13 protein-coding genes are annotated in these 16224 nt (G+C 73.2%); 11 read left to right on the top strand and 2 right to left on the bottom strand.

Going from position 1 to position 16224, the window contains the following annotated elements; genetic code table 11:
• Positions 1–91: 91 nt before the first annotated feature.
• Genes H7K62_RS13020 through H7K62_RS13000 form a run of 5 tightly spaced genes read left to right on the top strand, consistent with a single transcriptional unit; the run spans position 92 to position 7004 of the window.
• Positions 92–868 (top strand): glycosyltransferase, encoded by a 777-nt coding sequence (locus H7K62_RS13020; protein ID WP_186718882.1) that lies wholly within the window; start codon positions 92–94, stop codon positions 866–868.
• Positions 865–2334, top strand: a complete 1470-nt coding sequence (locus tag H7K62_RS13015; RefSeq protein WP_186718881.1) for a glycosyltransferase family 4 protein — start codon at positions 865–867, stop codon at positions 2332–2334. The genes H7K62_RS13020 and H7K62_RS13015 overlap by 4 nt, the downstream gene beginning before the upstream one ends.
• Complete coding sequence (locus H7K62_RS13010; protein ID WP_186718880.1) at positions 2324–3658, top strand: glycosyl hydrolase family 8; 1335 nt, start codon at positions 2324–2326, stop codon at positions 3656–3658. The genes H7K62_RS13015 and H7K62_RS13010 overlap by 11 nt, the downstream gene beginning before the upstream one ends.
• A complete protein-coding gene (locus H7K62_RS13005) occupies positions 3655–5298 on the top strand; it encodes a glycosyltransferase (RefSeq protein WP_186718877.1) in 1644 nt (547 codons plus the stop codon). Before H7K62_RS13010 ends, H7K62_RS13005 begins: the two co-directional genes overlap by 4 nt.
• A complete protein-coding gene (locus H7K62_RS13000) occupies positions 5295–7004 on the top strand; it encodes a glycosyltransferase family 39 protein (RefSeq protein WP_186718871.1) in 1710 nt (569 codons plus the stop codon). The genes H7K62_RS13005 and H7K62_RS13000 overlap by 4 nt, the downstream gene beginning before the upstream one ends.
• Before the next feature lie 69 nt (positions 7005–7073).
• Here the strand turns inward: H7K62_RS13000 and H7K62_RS12995 are convergent, their stop codons facing one another.
• The gene (locus H7K62_RS12995; protein WP_186718869.1) at positions 7074–7616 is read right to left on the bottom strand and encodes a MarR family winged helix-turn-helix transcriptional regulator; all 543 of its coding nucleotides are present in this window, start codon (positions 7614–7616) and stop codon (positions 7074–7076) included.
• Between the two features lie 81 nt (positions 7617–7697).
• On the opposite strand from H7K62_RS12995, the gene H7K62_RS12990 reads away from it, so the two are divergent.
• Together H7K62_RS12990 and H7K62_RS12985 are read left to right on the top strand one after the other, a co-directional pair.
• Positions 7698–8444 (top strand): SDR family NAD(P)-dependent oxidoreductase, encoded by a 747-nt coding sequence (locus H7K62_RS12990; RefSeq protein WP_186718867.1) that lies wholly within the window; start codon positions 7698–7700, stop codon positions 8442–8444.
• Positions 8445–8502: 58 nt separating this feature from the next.
• Positions 8503–9288: an SDR family oxidoreductase gene (locus H7K62_RS12985; protein ID WP_186718865.1), complete on the top strand. Its 786-nt coding sequence runs from the start codon at positions 8503–8505 to the stop codon at positions 9286–9288.
• Positions 9289–9727: 439 nt separating this feature from the next.
• Here H7K62_RS12985 and H7K62_RS12980 read toward each other — a convergent pair whose 3' ends face one another.
• Positions 9728–10498: an SDR family NAD(P)-dependent oxidoreductase gene (locus tag H7K62_RS12980; protein WP_186718863.1), complete on the bottom strand. Its 771-nt coding sequence runs from the start codon at positions 10496–10498 to the stop codon at positions 9728–9730.
• 574 nt (positions 10499–11072) lie between these two features.
• On the opposite strand from H7K62_RS12980, the gene H7K62_RS12975 reads away from it, so the two are divergent.
• The 4 genes from H7K62_RS12975 (at position 11073) to H7K62_RS12960 (ending at position 16154) form a co-directional block, all read left to right on the top strand.
• Positions 11073–11531 carry a TetR family transcriptional regulator C-terminal domain-containing protein gene (locus H7K62_RS12975; RefSeq protein ID WP_186718861.1) on the top strand — a complete coding sequence of 153 codons (459 nt, stop codon included), beginning with the start codon at positions 11073–11075 and terminating at the stop codon, positions 11529–11531.
• A 297-nt stretch (positions 11532–11828) separates the two neighbouring features.
• Positions 11829–13904, top strand: coding sequence for a putative bifunctional diguanylate cyclase/phosphodiesterase (locus H7K62_RS12970; protein ID WP_186718860.1), 2076 nt, complete (start codon positions 11829–11831; stop codon positions 13902–13904).
• A 1206-nt stretch (positions 13905–15110) separates the two neighbouring features.
• Entirely contained in the window at positions 15111–15572 is a 462-nt protein-coding gene (locus H7K62_RS12965) for a hypothetical protein (protein WP_186718858.1), read from the top strand.
• Between the two features lie 216 nt (positions 15573–15788).
• Positions 15789–16154 (top strand): plasmid mobilization protein, encoded by a 366-nt coding sequence (locus H7K62_RS12960; protein WP_186718856.1) that lies wholly within the window; start codon positions 15789–15791, stop codon positions 16152–16154.
• Positions 16155–16224: the final 70 nt, after the last annotated feature.

Genomic DNA, 16224 nt, shown 5'->3' with positions numbered 1-16224 from the left:
GATGGCCCAGACCGCGGGCCTCCCAGACCACACGGCACTCCTGCCGTCAGCCCTGCCCCGCGGCGGGGCCCGCGACTCCGAGGGGATCGACGTGAGCACCACCCTGGACACCACCGCACCGCACGTGCAGCGCACGACCCGCTGGACGGCCGACCTCGACGTCGTCGTCCCCGTGTGGAACGAGGAGGCCCGCCTCGGGCCGACCCTGGCCGCCCTGCTGGCGCAGGTCGCCGAGCTGCCGCTGTCGGTGGTGGTGACGGTGGTCGACAACGGCTCGGTGGACCGCACGGCCGAGGTGGTGGACGCCGCCGCCTCGACGGCCCCCCGCAACGCGGCTCTGCGGCTCATCGGCTGCTCCCGGCAGGGCAAGGGCGCCGCCGTGCGCCGCGGCCTGCTCGCCAGCACCGCGCGGTGGCGCGGCTTCTGCGACGCCGACCTGTCGACCCCGCCGTCGCTGATCGTCCCCGTGGTGGAGCAGCTGCGGCAGGGCGCCCCGGTCGTCATCGGGTCGCGGCGGGCGCCCGGCGCCTCCTACGTGGTGGCCCAGCCGCTGGTGCGCCGCCTGGGGTCGCTGGCGTTCCGCGCCTTCACCAGCCCCCTCACCGGTGGGGTGGCGGACTCCCAGTGCGGGTTCAAGTTCTTCTCCGCCGAGGCCGTCGAGGCGATCTTCCCGAGGGTCACCGGGACGGGGTTCGCCTTCGACGTGGAGGTCCTCGCCATCGCCGCCCGTCTCGGCTTCCCCGTCCGCGAGCTGCCGGTGCAGTGGACCGACGACGCGGCCGGGTCGTCGTTCAGCCTCTGGACCCACGGCCCCCGGATCCTGTCCGAGGTGCGGGCCCTGCGCTCGTCCCTGGCGCGCGTCGCATGAGCGCGCCCCGCACCGCGCGCATCGCGGTCCTCAACTGGCGCGACCGCCGCCACCCCGCCGCGGGCGGCGCCGAGCTGTACTGCGAGCGCGTGGCCCGCGAGCTGGCTTCCGACGGCCACGCGGTCACCCTGGTGACGAGCCGCCCGGCGGGCACCCCGGCGCGCGAGGTGGTCGACGGCTACGCCGTGCGGCGCATGGGCAGCTGGGTGACCGTCTACCCCCTGGCGATGGCGTGGCTGCTGCGGCACCGCCGGCGGCTGGACGGCGTCGTCGACTCGGCCAACGGCATCCCCTTCTTCAGCCCCGTCGTCGCCGGGGACACCCCCGTCGTCCTCCTGGTGCACCACGTCCACCAGGACCTGTTCACCCGCTCCTTCCCCCGCGCGGCCGCCCGCTTCGCCGCCTGGCTGGAGGGGCCGGCCACCCGGCGCGTCTACGGGCGCCGCACCGTGGTGGTGCTCTCCCCGTCCACCCGCAAGGCCGTGCGCCGGCGCCTGCACCTGCGCGGCCCCGTGCGCGTGGTGCCCGGCGGCGCGGACACCCGGGGCATCACCACCGACGCGTCACCCCGCCCCCGCGTGGTGGTGGTCGGGCGCCTGTCGCCCTACAAGCGGCTCGACACGCTGCTGGCCGCGGTCGCGCGCGTCGCGCCGGCGCACCCCGGTCTGGAGCTGCACCTGGTCGGGGACGGCACCGACCGCCAGCGCCTGGAGGACCTCGCCGCTGACCTGGGTGCCCCCGTGGTCTTCCACGGCCGCCTGCCCGACGCCGACCGCGACGCGGTGCTGGCCACGGCGTGGCTCTCCGTGAGCGCCTCCGACGGCGGCGACTGGTCGCTGTCCCTGCTGGAGGCCAACGCCGCGGGCGTGCCCTCCCTGGCGCGCCGCGCCACCGGCGCCCGGGACACCGTGCGCCACGGGGAGACGGGCTGGCTCGTCGACGACTCCGAGGGTGCCGGCGCGGACTCCACCGGTGTGCTCGCCGCCGCCCTCGACCGCGCCCTCGCCGAGCTGTCGGACCCGGCCACCGCCCAGAGGCTGCGGTCGGGCGCCCGCGCCTGGGCGCGCCGCTTCACCTGGCGGCGCACCGCCGACGGCGTGCTCGCCGCCCTCGTCTCCGAGCACGAGCGCACCTCCCGCAGCTGGGGCCGCCCCGAGCGGCGCGCCGCCAACGACGTCTCCGTGGTGGTGGACCTCCCGCGCGCCGTCCTGCCCGACGGCTGGCGCCCGGAGTCGTCCAGCAGCCGCCGCGACGACAGGTGGCTCCTCGAGGAGGACCGCGTGCGGGCACTGCTCCCCGGGGCCGACGAGGTGGACGCCCTCGGGCTGCTCAGCCGCCTCGACGTGGACGCGCACGACCCGTCGATCCGCCTCTTCGTGGCGCGGCACGCCGACGTCATCGACCTGACCAGCACCCCTGCGCGTTCGGCGCAGCCCCACCGCACCGGAGGCACCGATGTCGCTTGACCAGGTCGAGGGCGCCGGAGCGGCGCCCTCGCAGCACGCACCCGACGGGCCCGACCGCGGCCCGCGCGGCTCGCGCAGCCGCGGCTGGCTGACGGCCGGAGCCGTCGCCGTCGCCGTCGTCCTGGTGCTGGCCGTCGCCCTGCAGCTGACCGGGGGCGTGCGCCAGGCGGTGCAGCGCGTGGCCGCCGACACCCCGATGGTCCCCTCGGAGGACACCGCGCTGAGCGACATGTGGGCCTCGTACAAGACCGGGTTCATCGAGCAGGGGACCGGGCGGACGCTCGACCCGTCCCAGGGCGGCATCACCACCTCCGAGGGCCAGAGCTACACGATGATGCGCGCGGTCTGGAGCGACGACCGCGCCACCTTCGACAGCTCGTGGTCGTGGACCAAGGACAACCTCCAGCGCCCCGACCGCCTGCTGTCGTGGCGCTTCGGGCCCCGCGCCGACGGCACCTACGGCGTCCAGACCGACTCCGGCGGCCAGAACGCCGCCAGCGACGCGGACGTCGACGTCGCCTTCTCCCTGCTCATGGCGTACTCGCGGTGGCAGGACGACGACTACCTCTACGACGCGCTGCCGCTGGTCAACGCGGTGTGGCAGGCGGAGGTGGTGGACGTCGCCGGGCGTCCGGTGCTGACGGCCAACGACCTCGAGCGCAACGACACCGCCTCGGTGCTGGTCAACCCGTCGTACTTCGCGCCCTACGCCTACCGCGCCTTCGCCCGCGTGGACCCCCAGCACGACTGGGCCGCTCTGGTGGACAGCAGCTACGCGGTGCTGCAGCAGGTCTCCGCCGACCCGCTGGGCGGCCAGGCCCAGGGCGCCCTGGCGCCGGACTGGGTGCGCCTGGACCGCACGACCGGCGCCGCCTCGGTCGCGACCGGCATCACCACGACCACCGGCAGCACCACCGACTTCGGCTTCGAGGCGCTGCGGCTGCCGTGGCGCCTCGCGCTGGACGCCCGGTGGAACGACGAGCCGCGCGCCCGGGCGCTCCTGGAGCAGCAGGCCTCCGTGCTCGGCGACGCGTGGGAGACCACGGGGCGCTGGAGCGCGGTCTACACCCACGACGGGCGCCCCGCCGTCGACTACCCCTCCACCGCGATGTACGGCGGCGCGCTCGGCGCCCTGGAGGTGGCGCGCCCCGCGCTGGCCCGCGAGGTGTACCGCACCGAGCTGCTGCCCCTGTACGACCCCGACACCCGCGCGGCGAAGCCCGGCCTGGGCTACTACGACGCCAACTGGGCGTGGTTCGGCATGGCGCTGCACCTCGACCAGCTGCCCGACCTCAACGACCCTCGAGGGAGGGACCTCCCGTGACCGACGCCGTCCTGGACCTGCGCGAGCCCCACGAGCGCCCGGACGCGCAGGGCCCCGGCACCGCGCCGGACGCCCTCTCGCCCGAGGACACCGCCTTCCTGCAGCACGTGCCGAGCCGTGCGGTCCTCACGCTGAACCTCGTGCTGGCCGTCGTCTACTTCGCGATGATCTGCTTCGCGTTCCAGCACGGGAACGCGCTGCTGTTCTGGACGCTGGCGGTCACCGAGGTGTTCCACCTCTTCCAGATCGCCAGCTACGTGCACACCGTGTGGGCCACCGACCGGGACCGCCCGTTCGACCCGGACTTCGACGGTGACGTCGACGTCTTCATCACGGTGTGCGGCGAGCCGGTGGACGTGGTCCGCAGGACCGCGCTGGCGGCCCTGGCCATGGAGCACCGCGGCGCCGTGCGCGTCCACCTGCTCAACGACGGCCTCGTGGCCCGCAAGGCCGACTGGCGCGACGTCGAGGTGCTGGCCGAGGAGCTGGGCGTGGTGTGCTTCACGCGCACCACCCCGGGCGGGGCCAAGGCGGGCAACATCAACCACGCGCTGGCCCGGACCACCAGCCCCTTCGTGGTGGTCTTCGACGCCGACCACGTGCCGGCACCCACCTTCCTCGCCGAGGTCATGGGCTACTTCACCGACGAGCGGATGGGCTTCGTCCAGACGCCGCAGTACTACGCCAACCACCGGGACAACCGGGTCACCCGCACCGCGTGGCAGCAGCAGACGCTGTTCTTCGGGCCGATCATGAGCGGCAAGTCGCGCGTCGACTCCGCCTTCATGTGCGGCACCAACATGGCCATCCGCCGCACCGCCCTGGCCGACGCCGGGGGCATGTGCGAGACGAGCATCGCGGAGGACTTCCTCACGTCCCTGCTCGTGCACGACGCGGGGTGGCGCAGCGTCTACGTGCCGAAGGTGCTGGCCCAGGGCCTGGCCCCGGACGACTTCCTCAACTACTACAAGCAGCAGTTCCGCTGGACCCGCGGCAGCCTCGAGGTGGTCTTCTCCTACAACCCCCTCCTGCGGCGCGGCCTCAGCTGGGGGCAGCGGCTGCAGTACCTGTCCTCGGCCGCCTACTACCTGTCGGGCGTCGTGGTGCTGGCCTCCACGCTGCTGCCGGTCGTCTACCTCCTCACCGGCCAGACCCCGATCGTCACCTCCACCATGACGCTGGCGCTGGTCTTCCTGCCCTACATCTGGCTGAACCTCTTCGTGCTGCAGCGCACCAGCGCGTCGTCGTACAGCTTCCAGGCGATCTCCTTCTCGCTGTCCTCCTGGTGGCTCCAGCTGACCGCCCTCGTCGCCGTGCTCACCAAGCGCCGGACGACCTTCGCGGTGACCAGCAAGGACGTGGGTGACGGCGGGCAGGCCAACTTCCTGCGCCTGGTGCTGCCCAACATCGCCTACGCGGCGGTCGGCGCGCTCGCGCTGGCCGTGGGCCTGGCCCGCGAGGGCCTGTCGCCCTCCCTCATCGCCAACGCCGCCTGGCTGTGCGTGCACGTGGCCGTGTCGGTCCCGTTCGTGCTCGCGGCCGCGCCGCGGCGCGCCCCCCGCCCGCAGGGCGCCCACGACGTCGTCGACCTGCGCGACAGCGCCTCGACGGCCCGTCCCGTCCTCGAGGAGGCCCGTTGACCAGCACCGCCGTCGGATCGGCAGCACCGTCCGACCTGCAGGAGCCGTCCGCTCCCGCGGCGCCCGCCCCGGGCGCCCCGGAGCGCCCCGGCGGGACCGGACCCGCGCGGTGGGCGTCGGCGCGCGGCGGTGCCGCGACTGCGCTGCGCCGCGCGGACGACCTCCTGCACCGCCACCGCCTCGCGGTGGTGGCCGCCGTCCAGGTGCTGTGCGCCGTCGCCGTCCTGACCGTCTCACGGGTGTGGCTGGCCGGGCAGAGCCTGCGCCTGGACGAGTCCCAGAGCATGCAGCAGACGGACCGCAGCTACGGGGCCATGCTCAAGGAGGTGGCCCAGGACGTCCACGTCCCCGGCTACCACCTGCTGCTGCGCACCTGGCGCCTGGCGTTCGGCGGGGACGTCGAGACCGCGCGCGCACTGTCGATGGTGTTCTTCCTCGCCTGCCTGCCGGTGCTCTACCTGGTCGCCCGCCGGATGCTGCGCACCCGCTGGGCGCTGCTGGCGGTGGCGGTCTTCGCCCTCTCGCCGTTCATGAACTGGTACGGCAACGAGGCGCGCATGTACACGATGCTCGTCTTCGCCACCCTGCTCAGCCAGCTCTTCTTCCTGCGGGTCCTGCGGCGGGGGAGCGCCGCCGACTGGACGGGCTTCGCGCTGACGGCGGTGGCCGGCGCCTACACGCACTACTTCTTCCTCTTCGTGCTCGTCGTGCAGGGCCTGGTCTTCCTGGCCGTCTCGGCGCGCGAGCGCTGGCGCGGCCTGGGTCGCATGGCCGGCACCGCGGTGCTCGTCGCCCTGGCCCTGCTGCCGTGGCTGGCCTACTTCCGCGCCGAGGGCTCGGCCTCCGGGACGCGGCCCCAGCTCCCCTCGCCGTCGTCGGTGGACTTCACCAACGTCTACTCGCAGTTCCTCGGCGGGTTCCTGCCCGACAGCGCCAACTCCGCGCTCGTGGCCACCTGGCCGCTGCTCATGCTCGCCGCGCTGCTGGTGGTGCGGGTGGCTCGCCGCCCCGACCGCGAGCTGGGCGCCGTGGTCGCCGCGGCCTTCGGCCCGGTGCTGCTGGCGTTCGTGCTCAGCCACGTCATCTCGCCGTTCTTCCTGTCGCGGTACATGATCGCGGCGCTGCCCGCGGTGGTGCTGCTCGTGGTGGCCTTCGTGGCGGCCATGCGCCCCCGCTTCGCGGTGGTCTCCGCCGCGGTGGTGCTCGCGCTCACCGCGTCGGCGACGGTCTCGGAGGCGGTCCGGACCGACGTGCCCGTCAAGGAGGACTACCGCGGCGCCGCGCAGCTGCTCGCGGACAAGGCGGGCCCGTCCGACCTCGTGGTGGTCTCCTCGCCGTTCACCATCTGGCCGTTCGAGAAGTACTACGACGGCGACGCGAAGGTGGTCACGCTGCCCGGGTGGGACCGGCGCGGGGGCATCCCCGCCTTCGACGCGGCCACCCTGCCCGACCAGGTCGACGCGCTCGCGTCGGGCCACCAGCGCATCTACCTGCTGCTCAGCTACGACCAGGGCTACGAGGCCGACATCGCGGACTTCTTCCAGAAGAACTACGCGAAGGTCTACGAGGAGGACCTGACCCCCGGCATGAAGATCGTCGGGTACCGGGTCGGGTACGACCAGCTCCAGCCGGTGGACGGGCTGCAGCTCACGCAGCCGCTCACGCAGGTGGTCGGGCCGGCCGTCGTCCGGGGCGGACAGGGCTGAGCACCGGCAGCCGCTGACGGGCCGTCGGCGGGGGCGAGGGCCAGCGGCTCCTCGTCACCGCCGCCAGGCTCAGGCGCTGCCGTCCATCTCCGCACCGGCCTGGTCGTGCTGGACGGACCGGTCGGGAGCGCGCGACCGAAGACGTGAGGCGTGGGCGATGGCGTCTCGGCTGAACCGCCCGGCCAGGACGGTCAGCGAGCGGGCGTCCTGGTCGGACCAGGTGGACAGCACCTCGGAGACCACGCGGTCGCCCACGTCGTACAGCCGCTGGGTGACCGCGCGGCCCTCTGCCGTGAGGTCGACCAGCACCCCCCGCCCGTCGCTGGGGTCTCGAACCTGCTCCACCAGGCCTCGCGAGACGAGCTTGGCCACGCCCTTGCTGATGCTCGGGGCCCCGAGGTCCAGCAGCGCGGCCAGAGCGCCTGAGCGCTGCGCCCCACGGGCCCCCAGCTCCCACAGCAGGCGTGCCTCCGTGGTGCCCAGCTCGACCCCGGCGCCTCGGACCATGTCCTCGCGGAACGCGGGCGACCACCAGGTCTGCACCAGCGAGCCCAGCGAGGCGGCCAGCTCCACGCGGTAGGGCAGCCGCTGGTGGGGGTCGGGGCCGGCCATTGACGCAACGATAGCGACTGCATATGTTTTCTCAGGGAAACGACCTGGGTGACGGTGCCCGGGCGCACGCGGAGGTGGACGGTGTCGTTCGTGGACCAGGTGGCCGTGGTGACCGGAGGCGCCTCCGGCATCGGCGAGGCCACCGCCAAGCTGCTGGCAGCGCGGGGAGCCCGCGTGGTGGTGGCCGACGTCACCGAGGAGGCGGGCGCCCGAGTCGTCGCCGAGATCAACGCCGGAGGTGGTGCCGCCACCTTCCACCGCGTCGACGTCAGCGACGCCGCCTCCGCGCAGGGCCTGGTGGACGCGGCGCTGTCCACCTACGGGGGTCTGCACCTGGCCGCGAACATCGCTGGCGTCGGCCAGCCCCCCTCGCGCCTGCACGACATGGACGTGGCGGTGTGGGACCGGATCATGGACATCGACCTCAAGGGCGTGTGGCTGTGCATGAAGGCGCAGCTCAGCCACTTCCTGGCCCACGGCGGCGGCAGCATCGTCAACATGGCCTCCGGAGCGGGCCTGAAGGCGACGCCGGGGCAGCCCGCGTACGCCGCGGCCAAGGCCGGCGTCATCGCCCTCTCCCAGCAGGCGGCGCTGGAGTACGCACGTGACGGGATCCGGGTGAACGCCGTGGCCCCGGGCCTGATCGCCAGCCCGGCGGTCGCGGCACTGCCGGAGGAGGTGCGGGCGCAGTACGCCGCAGGGCAGCCCTCAGGTCAGCTGGGCCGCCCCGTCGACGTCGCCCACACCGTGGCCTGGCTGCTCTCGGACGACGCCGCGTTCGTCTCGGGGATGACGCACCTGGTCGACGGCGCCTGGTTCCAGCGCTGACGCCGGGCCGCCGAGACGTGGCTGGCGCACGCACCTCCCGCACGACAGGAGCCGACGCATGAGCAGGACCTACGTGATCACCGGAGCGGCCTCGGGGATCGGCCGCGCCACGGCTGACCTCCTCCGCGCTCAGGACCACCACGTCATCGGCGTGGACCTGCGCGGCGCGGAGGTCGATGCTGACCTCGCCGACCCCGCACAGCGCGAAGCGCTGCCCGGGAAGGTCGAGGAGGCGGCGGGTGGAGGGGGCGTCGACGCCGTCCTGGCCGTCGCGGGAGTCGCGCTGCCCTCGGCGCTGACGGTGCGGGTGAACCACTTCGGGGCGGTCGCCACCCTGGAGGCGCTGAGGCCCCTGCTGGCGAGGTCGAGTGCGCCCCGTGCGGCGGTGGTCGCCTCCTTCTCGGCGCTGCAGGACAACGACGCCGAGCTGGTCGAGGTGCTGGAGGCCGGGGACGAGCCCGGCGCCGTGGCGCGCGCCGAGGCGCTGGCCGAGCAGGGGCTGGGCCACCTCATCTACCCCTCCACCAAGCGCTCCATCGCGCAGTGGGTGAGGAGCACCTCCGTCGAGCCGCGCTGGGCCGGCGCCGGGATCCCCCTGAACGCCGTCGGCCCCGGCATCGTCCTGACCCCCATGACCGCCCCGCTGATGGAGACCGAGCAGGGCCGCGCCCAGCTGGACGCCGTCGTGCCCATGCCGCTCAAGGGGCCCTTCGAGCCGGTGGTCGTCGCGCGTGCCCTGGCGTGGCTGACGGGAGAGGAGAACACCCACGCCACAGGTCAGGTGCTCTTCGTCGACGGTGGCGCGGACGTCGTCATCCGCGGTCCGCACACCTTCGGGTCCTGAGCCGCGGCGCGCCACCACCAGCACCGCAGTCGGCAGGTCCCGGCTCCGCGGTGGTGCCACGACGGCGCGGGCGCGCCCCAGCCCGGTGTGCGAGCGGTCGTGGTCGACGCCACCGCCCACCCGCTCGGGGAAGCGCTCTCCAGGTGCTTCCGGGTGGTCAGGTGCAGCTCACCCCAGTGCGCACGAGGGGCGAACGGCTGCAGCGCCGTGTGCACGTGGCGCAGGGAGGGCCCGTCGTCGGTCGTGGGCATCCCGGTCGCAGAGGTGGAGGCGGTGTCGCGACCGTGGAAGGGCAACATCCACGGCACACCAGCGGCGACCACGCACAGGTGCACCGGTGAGCCCTGCTCGGTGCGGACGTCCCGCACGAGGTGCTGGGCCAAGGCAGCGGGGCGCTCACCGACAGGGGGACCAGCCGGTGAGCGCCCCGCTGGGCGGGTCAGCGGGTGGTCCAGCCTCCGTCGATGACCAGCTCCTCACCGGTCACGTACTTCGCCTCGTCCGAGGCGAGGTAGAGCATCCCGTACCCGATGTCCTCGGGGTCGCCGACGTGCGGGGGCAGCGGGACGTTCCCCCCGAGCTGGGCGCCCATCGACTCCTTGGTGAAGCCGGCAGCAGCAGCCATGCCGGTGAACACGGACCCGGGGTGGATGGAGTTCACCCGCACGCCGTCCTTGGCGAACCACTGGGCGGCGTGCTTGGTCAGCGACCGCACGGCCCCCTTGGACGCTGAGTAGGCCGCGCCCCCGGCGTCCGCCTCCCCGCCGATGATCGCGGCGATCGAGGAGACGTTGACGATGGAGCCCCCGCCCTGGGCCTGCATGTGCGGGATGACGGACTTCATCCCCAGCCAGACACCGGTGGTGTTGACCGCCATCACGGTGTTCCAGTCCTCCAGCTCTGCTTCCAGGACGCCCTTGGCGATGTGGATCCCGGCGTTGTTGACCAGGACGTCGACGCGCCCGTGCTCAGCGACCGTCCCTGAGACCACGTCGGCCCACGACTGCGGGGAGGTGACGTCCAGGGTCCGTGCCGTGACGGTCGCGCCGGTCTCGGCCGTGATCGCCGCGGCCTCGCGGCGCAGGGCGTCTTCGGCGACGTCGGTCATGACGACGACGGCGCCCTCTGCGGCGAACAGCCGTGCCCCAGCGAGTCCCATGCCGCTGGCCGCGCCCGTGATGATCGCGACCTTGCCGTCGAGTCGTGCCATGTGGTTCCTCCTGTGTGTGATCCGGTCAGACGAGTTCGGGGTGGCGGATGCTCTCGGGGCCGCCGGCCCGGTGCAGGGGAGGCGCTGCCACGGCGTCGAGGGCGGCGCGGCCCTCGGCCGTCCGCAGGGCTGGTGCCGTCATCGGCGTCTCCACGGCTGCGGGTCCTCGAGGTGGCCGGAGCCGGGAGCGGGGCCAGGAACCTCCGCCACCTCCAGCGGAGGGTGGACCTCGTGGGGCACCCAGGCGTTCATCCCTCGTCCTTCCGCGTTCGACACTGGACGCGCTCGCACCGCACCGGACGTTCGCGAGGACGCCGCGCCGTGACCGGGTGAGCGGCGTCGCCCGGCAAGATGCCGGATGAGGCTGCAGGCGGGACTGTACGCCGAGAATGGACAGTGTCTACAGGGGGTGGGTCACACGGACGGACCACAGGAGGCCCGGCGCCTCGACCTCCGCTCAGCCGACGACGCACAGGTGCAGGAGACGCGACGTCGGCTGGTCGCCGCATACCGGCGTGCCGCCGCGGAACAGCTGCCCCGCCCCAGCGTGACCTGGCTGTGTGAAGCCGCCGGAGTGGCGCGCAGCACCTACTACACCCACTTCGCGACCGTCGACGACCTCGCTGTCCATGCGATCACGGAGCCCTTCGCCGTCGTCTCCCAGCTCGACGTCGAGCAGCGGAGCGCTCACCGCGGCGACCGGCGCAGCATCAGCCGGACGGGCCTCGCCCACACCATCGAGGCGCTGGGGCGATCTCGAGACGTCCTGGCGTACGCGATCGGCGTGGGTTCTCGGTCCGCCGTCCTGGAACGCCTGATCGCGCAGTTCGCCGCCTTCACCAGGCCGTCGGTCGACACCGAGTTCGAGGACCTGGACGACGACGCCCGGGAGGTGGTCACGCAGTTCGTCAGCGCCGGCGCGGCCCACGTCATCCTCCGGTGGATGGACTCCGGCGACCAGCCCCTGGAGGACTTCATCGACCACCTCGTCGACGTGCTGCCCGCACGGCTCACCGCCCCCCGAGCTGACTGATCGTCGCGCGACGCTCTGGGCCGTCCGCGGCGGAGGTGCACGAGGCGGCGCGCGAACGCCCACTGCCGGGACCGGAGCGGCCCCGTCGCGCGCTGAGGCTGGTGTGCGAGAGACGGCCACCGGTGAGGCCATCGGTGTGCGGCGCGGGTCAGCGTCTCGCTGGACGGAGTGGACGGCGATCGTCAGCGCGAACGCGCTGACGAGCGCTCCGGGGCGGGCGGTCGGGCGGTCGGGCGGTCGGGGAGCAGCCCTCGAGGCGGGACTCAAGTGCCGGTGCACGCCCGTCGATGATCGGGCGTGTCACGCACCCGCCGGAGCACCGGCCTGCAGTCCTGGAGGCTCCCCGGTCTGCTGTCGCTACCTGAGGACGTCTGGCGCACCCGCCACCGCTGGGTCACCACCGTCCTGCTCGCCCACCTGCCCCTGCTCGCGGGCTGGACCCTCTACCGGCACACCCCGCTGCTGAGCTCCCTGCCACTGGCAGTCCCCGCCGGGCTGTACCTGCTCGCCACCGCAGAGCAGCTCACCCGGGGCCGCCTGCGCGTGCATCGAGCGCTGGCCTCCTGCGCCGCCGCCGCCGGGCTCATGGCCTGCTCGTCCTACCTGGTCTCGGTCTCCGGGGGGTACATCGAGGCCCACTTCCACTTCTTCGTCATGGTCCCCGTCGTCGCTCTGTACGAGGCCTGGGCGCCCTTCAGCGTGGCCATCGCCTGGGTGCTGCTCGAGCACGGCCTGGTGGGGACCCTCTGGCCCCAGCACGTGTACGGGCACAACCACGAGCACATGCTCCACCCCTGGCGCTTCGCCGGGGTGCACGCCGCCTTCTTCGCCGCAGCCTGCACCGGGTCGCTGACCGCCTGGACGCTGGCGGAGCGCGCCCGCGCCGTCCAGGCCGACCTGGTGGAGCAGCTGCGCCACCAGACGCTGCACGACGACCTCACCGGCCTGGCCAACCGCGCCCACCTGGCTCAGGCCATGGACTCCGCCCTGGCCGGGGGCACCCAGGTGGCCGTCCTGGCACTGGACCTCGACCGCTTCAAGGAGGTCAACGACACCCTGGGCCACTCCGCCGGCGACGAGCTGCTGCGCGCGGTCTCCGCCCGGGCCGCCACCGGGGTCGAGCGGCCCGGGCTGCTGGTGCGCCTGGGCGGGGACGAGTTCGCGGTGCTCCTGCCCGGCCTGGACGTCCAGGAGGCCCTGGCCGTCGCCCAGCGCCTCCGGACGACCATCGCGCGGATCACCTCGCTGCAGAACCCGGAACGGGGTGACTCACCCGGCAGCTCAGCAGATGCGGTGTTTGCTCCGCACAGCTCGATCGCGAACACCGTCGCCAGCACGCTCCCCAACACCATCACGGTCAGCATCGGTGTCAGCATCGGCATCGCCCACCGCCCCGCCCTGCCCACCGGTGCCGGCCGAGACCTCAGTCCGGCCCAGCGGGCTCGCGTCGCCGATGAGCTGCTGCGTGAAGCTGATGTGGCCATGTACACCGCCAAGCGCTCCGGGTCGGGCACGGCGCTGTACGAAGCCTCCACCGACTCCCACACCGCCTGCCACCTGGCGATGCTGACCGACTTCCGCCGCGCCTTGGACGACGACGACCAGATCGTGGTGCACCTGCAGCCCAAGGTCGCCATCGCCGACGGCCAGCTGCTGGGGGTGGAGGCTCTGGCCCGGTGGAACCACCCCGTGCGCGGACTGCTGGCGCCGTCGGAGTTCCTCGCGATGGCCACCGGCGCGGAGCTGTCCGCGCCGTTCACGGCCAAGGTGCTCACCGAGGCGCTCTTCGTCTGCCGGTCCTGGCTGCGCCGCGGCTACCGGGTGCCGGTCTCGGTGAACATCACCGCGCACTGCCTGATGCGTCCGTCCTTCGCCTTCGACGTCGCTGACATGCTGGTCCGCCAGGGCGTCCCGGCGGACCTGCTGTGCCTGGAGATCACCGAGGACACCCTGGTGGCCGATCCGGTCGCAGCAGCGCAGGTGCTGGCCGCTCTGAGGGCGACCGGGGTCCGCACCTCGATCGACGACTTCGGGACGGGGTACTCCTCGCTGTCCTACCTGCGCCAGCTCCCCGTCGACGAGCTCAAGATCGACCGGTCGTTCGTGCTCGGGCTCTACCCCCGCGGTCCGGGCGAGCCGGCTGACGACGCGCTGGTGGCCACCATCGTGGACATGGGCCACCGACTGGGGATGCACGTCGTCGCCGAAGGCGTCGAGCACCGCGACGAGCTCGCGGTGCTGGCGGGACTGGGCTGCGACAGCGTGCAGGGCTACCTCTTCTCCCCGCCCGTCCCCGTCGACCGCTTCCCCCCGGAGCTGCTGCGCACCGCAGCGCGCACCACCCCGTCGGCCGGCTACCAGGTCCTCACCTGAGGAGGAAGCGGATCTCCAGCGAGGACCACCGAGTCCCCGGGAGTCCGCTTCCACGAGCCGGCACGGCGTTGGCCTGACAGCGATGCCCACAGGTGCCGGGGCGTCCGAGCCCGGCGCGATGTCCCGCTGGTGGCAGCGCTGGGATGTGCCACCCGAGGACGTCGGATCCCCGTCGTCACCGGTGTCGGACCTGTGGACCACGACGACGACGTGAGCGCCCGGCACAGCTCCGAGCCGTCCGCACCTGCGCGTGCTCCACCACGATCCATCGCCGCGGCGACAACTTCCCAGCTCAGAGACCTGGAAGCGGCGACAAGCAGTCGGCGCCCCCGGCTGGATTCGAACCAGCGACCATCGGATTAGAAGGAGAACACCCTTCGTTCCGCTGAGTCTCCGCTCGTCGCTCCAGGTCTCTGAGCAGGCACTTCGTCTCACGCCGCCGCGCGCTGGTCCCGCCCCGTCTCACTCCGTGCTGGCCCGTCTCAAGCAGATGTTGGCGCCACGTGAGCGCGAGACGTGTCTTCGGTTGATCTCTGCAGCGCCCTCGGCGAGCCCGCGAATGCCTGCTCGGAGGACCGATGACCCCTGCCCAGAACCTCCCGCCGCATCCACCGGCTGAACGACCGCCGGGGGAGGAGAACGTCCTCGTCGTCGAGGACCAGTTCTTCGCCCTCGTGCCCGAGTGGGTCATCGAGGCGGACGTCCCCGACGGCCCATTCCGGCTGTACTGCCTGCTGCTCCGGTACGGCAACAGCTCCGGCGTGCGGATGCCCTCGCGGGGCACGCTCGCGCGTCGGCTGGGGCGCAGCACCGATGCGGTCGATCGCGCTATGCGCGCGCTGGAGAAGGCCGGGCTCGTCGTCGTGCAGCACCGCCAGCGGTGCGGCGCGACGCTGACGAACCAGTACCACCTGCGCACGCAGCGGCCGTCGGCTGCAGCTGGGGACGACGGGAGCACCTGCGGCGGAGGGGGCCGCACATCTGCGGCCCCCTCCGCGCAGGCTCCGTCAAGCCAGGCGCCTTCGTCAGCGGCAGTGCGCGAGGCGGTGATGGGAGGGCCGCGAGTCTGCGGCCCCCCGCCGCACATCCGCGGAGGGGGCAGCCGCAGATCTGCGGCCCAACCCAGAGATCTCTACCCAGAGAAGCTCTTCTCCTCCCCCTCCGTCCCCCGCGCCGTCGGCTGCCGCGCGCGCCCTGCGGGAGGAGGTGAAGCTCCTGACTCAGCTGGGCCTCGGCTCCGCCGTCTGCCTGGACCAGCTCGCCGTCCACTGCGCCGCGCTGCGCGCCGCACACGGCTGCGGCGCCACGCTGTGGAAGGGCCCGCACCTGCTCGCAGCCCTCCAGCTCGCCGTTGGCACCCGAGGCTGGCCGGCGCACCTCGCGACGGCGGCGCTGCTGAAGGTCGCCAAGGACGCAGCGACGCGCTCACCGACGCGGGTCGCTGAGGCGGGGCCGTGGTGGGACGAGGCCGCCGCCGACGTGAGCAGCTCCCAGCTCACCGAGGCCGACGTCGAGGCGCTCGAGGAGCGGTTGCAGGCCCTCGGTGGTGGGCGTGTCGCGGTGCAGATGCAGGCCCGCGCCGAGCTGCAGCGCGAGGACCTGCCGCTGACCCGCACCACCGTGTTCCAGCGCGCCTGCAAGATCCTCGACCGGCAGGCGGCGTCGTGAGGCCGCTCGCTGTCGGCCCCGTGGCCCTGCCGACGTCGATAGCGGCGGCTCCCGCGGGGGTCGGAGGAGCGGGAGCAAGATATGCATCTGGTACCCAGATGCGCCGTCGCTGGCGCGCCGGACTCCGCTCGCTGCGCATCGCGGGCCCCAGCGGGGCGACGTCGACCGGGCGCGGTCATCGACAGCGGCTGGCGCCGAAACGGGTTGGGGTGCGCTGTGAGCGCCGTCGCCCAGCGCCCTGGTCGGGCGCGCCGGTACACCAAAGCCCGGGACCGCCAGGTGAAGTTCCGCGCCACGGCCGAGGAGTACGCGCTGCTGGTGGAGGCCGCCCGGTCGGCGGGGCTGACGCCATCGGGGTACGCCGCTGAGGCGGCGCTGGCGGCTGCACGGGGTGTGCGGGCGCCGTCGCTGCTGCCAATGCGCGAGGCGCTGGTGGAGCTGATGGCGGCGCGCACTCAGGTGCGCAGGTTCGCCGTGAATGTGAACCAGGCCGTCAAGGCGCTGAACGCCACGGGGGAGGCGCCGGACTGGCTGGCGACGGCCGTGGCCATCACGGATGAATCGAACGCCAACAGACACTAGTCTTAGTGACTTCCGATGTAATCGAAAGCCGGATTCTTCCATTTAAAATATTGTGGTGGAGCCTAGGGGT

It is taken from the genome of Quadrisphaera sp. RL12-1S (genome assembly GCF_014270065.1).
Lineage (GTDB): Bacteria > Actinomycetota > Actinomycetes > Actinomycetales > Quadrisphaeraceae > Quadrisphaera.
The sequence above is the reverse complement of the archived record's forward strand: the minus strand, read 5'-3'. Positions and strand labels throughout refer to the sequence as shown.

What these genes read in the sequence shown, in the direction of transcription:
- H7K62_RS13015 (WP_186718881.1), top strand. Translation starts at nt 865, where the DNA reads ATGAGCGCGCCCCGCACCGCGCGCATCGCGGTCCTCAACTGGCGCGAC.
- H7K62_RS13010 (WP_186718880.1), top strand. Translation starts at nt 2,324, where the DNA reads ATGTCGCTTGACCAGGTCGAGGGCGCCGGAGCGGCGCCCTCGCAGCAC.
- H7K62_RS12995 (WP_186718869.1), bottom strand. Translation starts at nt 7,616, where the DNA reads ATGGCCGGCCCCGACCCCCACCAGCGGCTGCCCTACCGCGTGGAGCTG.
- H7K62_RS12985 (WP_186718865.1), top strand. Translation starts at nt 8,503, where the DNA reads ATGAGCAGGACCTACGTGATCACCGGAGCGGCCTCGGGGATCGGCCGC.
- H7K62_RS12980 (WP_186718863.1), bottom strand. Translation starts at nt 10,498, where the DNA reads ATGGCACGACTCGACGGCAAGGTCGCGATCATCACGGGCGCGGCCAGC.